This window comes from Lutibacter sp. (genome assembly GCF_041596795.1).
In the GTDB taxonomy this organism is placed as follows: domain Bacteria; phylum Bacteroidota; class Bacteroidia; order Flavobacteriales; family Flavobacteriaceae; genus Lutibacter.
The window spans coordinates 1-3,909 of the sequence record NZ_JBFHHX010000215.1; the positions used below are offsets into that span (position 1 = coordinate 1).

The window sequence follows — 3,909 nt, forward strand, 5'->3', positions numbered from 1 at the left end:
CTACCTCATCACCTTCACGAATCTCATCGATTAATCCAGAAATGTGTACAAAATGTTCTTTGTTTGAACCATCTTCTTTTATGAATCCAAATCCTTTAGCTTCATTGAAGAATTTTACTGTTCCTTTACTCATTATTAAAATTTTAAAATATTATATTAGTTGCAAATGTACTGCTTTATTATTTAATTCTATTATTTTTAATGGATTATATTTTCAATCGATTAAGTCAATCTATAAATCTCCATTATTTCATCTAATATTTTATTGAAATTAATTTTTAAATCAATTAATTCTCCTGTATGAATATCCCAAACCCAACCATGCACTGTAATATTTCTTTTTTTAAATGCTTGTTGCACATCTGAAGTTTTTAAAATATTAACACATTGTTCCTGCACATTTAATTCTACCAATCTATCGTACTTTTTGTCTTCACAAGTAATTAAATCTAATTCATCTTTATGAAGTCTATACACATCACGTATATTTCTTAACCACGGATTTAAAATACCCAAATCTTTAGATTGCATAGCTGCTTTTACTCCACCACAAGAATAATGTCCGCAAACAATTACGTGCTGCACTTCTAAATGACTTACTGCATAATTAATAACAGACATTACATTTAAATCGGTATTAGGAACCATATTTCCAATATTTCTATGTACAAAAACATCACCAGGCTCTACACCCATTAATTCTTCAGCCGATACTCTACTATCAGAACAGCCTATATATAAAATTTGTGGAGATTGTCCTTTTCCAAGTTCAGTAAAATACTCTGAATTTATTTTTAACTTTTCCGTAATCCACTTTTTATTGTTTTCAAATATAGTTGCTATGTTCAATTTTAATAATTTTAGTTAATAATACTTTTTGGTTGAAGCAAATAAAAGAAAAATAATGAAATGAAATATTTTACTTTAATTAATTTTTCCCATCATTAAAATATTTCCAATCGCCTACTCTCTCATCATTCTCGTAAACTCCTGTGTAAATGAGTTTTCCATCAATATTATAGTAATTAGCCGGTCCGTTTAAAACTCCATTTTCATAATGTAAATCTTCTATTAATGTACCATTATCGGCAAAGCGTTTTATATTTCCATGTAGTTTTCCATTTTTATATTTTAATTGTTCACTAATTTTAGTGTTTTTAAAATAACTAACATAATTTCCTTCTAAAACTCCATTTAAATAGTTTTCTTCAATCATAATTGTTTTTCCAACGGTATAATAATAAATCCATTTTCCAATTCTATCTTTACCATTCATTTTACCTTCGCTTTCAATAGTTCCATCTTCATCATAATAAACTACATGAGCAATTGAACTTCCTTTTTCAAAAGTTTTAATAATTATTGGATGATCTGAACTTAAAATGCTATAATATTTAAAAACACCAACTTCTTTATCGGCTTCAAACTGACCCTCGTATCGAATTCTATTATTACTATGGTACTTTTTCCAAACTCCAGTTTTTCTTCCTTTAGCATCTAACTGATTTATATTCTCTTGGGCATTTGACGTTAATACCACCAATAGTAAACAACCAAATAGTGTTACAATTTTCTTATAAAATTTCATGTTTTCGCTTTTATTTAATTGTTTTAACCCAATTCAACAATATTTTATATTGATTATCAGTCATTTCTGCATTTTCATGTATAATTAAATAACTTTTTAAAGGCATTTTTTTATCCGTAAGTTCTTCTTCAATATCGTTAATTATATGATTTTTTTGATCTTCATTATATTTTGCCCATTCAGAAAAATTTAAATGCTCTTTTCCTTCATTCACGTGCGATGCTAAATACCACGAAACCGGAGCTACTTCACTATACCAAGGATATTCTGTATTGTTTGAATGACAGTCGTTACACGAAGTTTTTAAAATTTCCTGCACTTCCATAGGAACATCCATTACCGTTGTAATTGAATTTACTTCAATTTTTGAGTTATTTTTTGTTGGTCTTATAAATTGAATTAAAACCACAACTACTAAAACTGCAACTAATACTTTTTTCATTTTTTATAAATTTAAAATTTCTTGTAATTCTTTTTCAGAAATGGTTAATAATCCAGGTTTTACTAACCTTGGCGTTAACACTTTCCATTTATTGTTTTTTTTAAATAGTTCTTTTAAAATATTTTTAGCTTCCAGCATTTCACCATTATTAGCCAATGTAATTGCGTACCAATATTTCATTTCTAAATTATCAGGATTCAGTTTTTGAGCATTCATATAATGCTCTTTTGCTAAAGCATTGTTTCCTGTTTCTACGGCTAAATCGCCTTGATTCATAAATTCATAGGCCGTATGTATTGTTAACAAACGTCTCATTTCCTCAATAGGATTTTTATGATCTTCCACTCGTAAATCTACAACTTTATCTTCCCAACTATTTCCGGTACTTTTAGCTTTAACCACTAAAATAGCTGCAGATTGTTTACCTCTAATATCTCCACCTTCCTTTTGTGCAGCTTCCATTGCTGCCATCATACGTTCTGCCAAACTACCTTTTGCGTTTTTAAAAGCTTCTGCCATTGCTGGCCAAACAGTATTCTTTTCCATTAAATTTGCCTGAACAGAAAAATTATCACCCACAATATGTCCCGCAGCTTCAATACAATTTTTACCTGTAAAGGCCGCAACATCTCCATGAACATCTAAAATTGCCAATTGTCGTACTTCCCTACTTTCATCTAATTGTAGTAATGTTTTTAAAGCTAAATCTGGTGTTAATCCGTTTTCCAATAAAGCCAAACCTCTTGGGCCAAATGAAGGATTTATAAAAGATTGCGTTGCCACAACTCCAACTCCTGCTTTTCCCCAAGTTACCAAACTGCCAACAGAAAACCAATTAGATTGCACAGCAACACCCATTTCGCCAGTAATAGTATCTCTTGCAACAATAGAATAAGTATGTGCAAAGGGTTCTTTTTTTGAAAAAACTTGTTGTGACTGTGAATTAATGGTGAAAAGAAATGTAAAAATTAATACATAAAAAAACTTCATAATTGTTAATTTTAAAAAATTAAAGGTATCAATTTATTTTTATTGATGTGGTACAAAATATAACTTATGGAAATTTCAAATTTTTGGTTTTACACAATTATGATTATTGCAATAGTACATGTTATTGCTGGCTTTGTATATTTACTTTATAAAGTATCACCCAAGAAAAAAGAAAAGAAAAATTTAAAGAATACTAATGACTAAAGAGTTTTTAATTACGCAACTAGAAAATATTGAAAATGCTAAACGTAAAAATAGAGATCGAGTAGCAACAATAGTACTTAAAAATAATGAACTTTTTCCTTTTTTACTTAAAATTACTTTTGATGTAAATAATAAAATCTCTATTAAAGCTGCTTGGATTTTAGAATTAGTTTGTGAGCAACAATTAGATTTTATAGTTCCACATTTACCCTATTTTGTTGAAAATATATCATTAGTTAAATTTGAAAGTGCAATTAGACCACTATCAAAAATATGTAATTTTATAGCAATAGCTTACAACTCAAAAACTGATAATTTAATAAAATCTACACTTTTAAAATCCGAAATTAACACAATTATTGAAGCAAGTTTTGATTGGATGATTGGCAACCATAAAGTGGCAGCAAAAGCGTATGCAATGAACACTTTATACATTTTTGGAAAAAATATAGATTGGGTTCATCCAGAATTAAAATTATTGATAGAACAAAATATGGCCATACAAAGTGCCGCGTATAAAGCACGAGGTAGAATGACTTTAGCACTGATAAACAAGAAATAAAAGTACCAAAATTGGCTTAATTTCATTAATTTTGCATTTTTCAACTTAAAACTAACAAATGACATTAACAAGCTTAAATGCCATATCTCCAATTGACGGTAGATACAGAAACAAAGTAGAAAG

The 3,909-nt window shown here is 28.6% G+C and carries 6 protein-coding genes; 1 reads left to right on the top strand and 5 read right to left on the bottom strand.

Features of this window, described 5'->3' with window-relative positions; all coding sequences use genetic code 11:
* The 5 genes from ABY298_RS15355 to ABY298_RS15375 form a co-directional block, all read right to left on the bottom strand.
* A partial coding sequence (locus ABY298_RS15355) for a cold-shock protein (protein ID WP_372746935.1) occupies window positions 1–133 on the bottom strand: 133 nt, incomplete at its 3' end.
* Between the two features lie 89 nt (window positions 134–222).
* Complete coding sequence (locus ABY298_RS15360) at window positions 223–849, bottom strand: carbonic anhydrase (protein WP_372746930.1); 627 nt, start codon at window positions 847–849, stop codon at window positions 223–225.
* Between the two features lie 79 nt (window positions 850–928).
* A complete protein-coding gene (locus ABY298_RS15365) occupies window positions 929–1,588 on the bottom strand; it encodes a toxin-antitoxin system YwqK family antitoxin (RefSeq protein ID WP_372746931.1) in 660 nt (219 codons plus the stop codon).
* A gap of 10 nt (window positions 1,589–1,598) precedes the next feature.
* Entirely contained in the window at window positions 1,599–2,030 is a 432-nt protein-coding gene (locus tag ABY298_RS15370) for a heme-binding domain-containing protein (RefSeq protein WP_372746932.1), read from the bottom strand.
* A gap of 3 nt (window positions 2,031–2,033) precedes the next feature.
* Window positions 2,034–3,020: a DUF1028 domain-containing protein gene (locus tag ABY298_RS15375; RefSeq protein WP_372746933.1), complete on the bottom strand. Its 987-nt coding sequence runs from the start codon at window positions 3,018–3,020 to the stop codon at window positions 2,034–2,036.
* 196 nt (window positions 3,021–3,216) lie between these two features.
* On the opposite strand from ABY298_RS15375, the gene ABY298_RS15380 reads away from it, so the two are divergent.
* A complete protein-coding gene (locus tag ABY298_RS15380) occupies window positions 3,217–3,786 on the top strand; it encodes an adenylosuccinate lyase (RefSeq protein ID WP_372746934.1) in 570 nt (189 codons plus the stop codon).
* Window positions 3,787–3,909 lie beyond the last annotated feature (123 nt).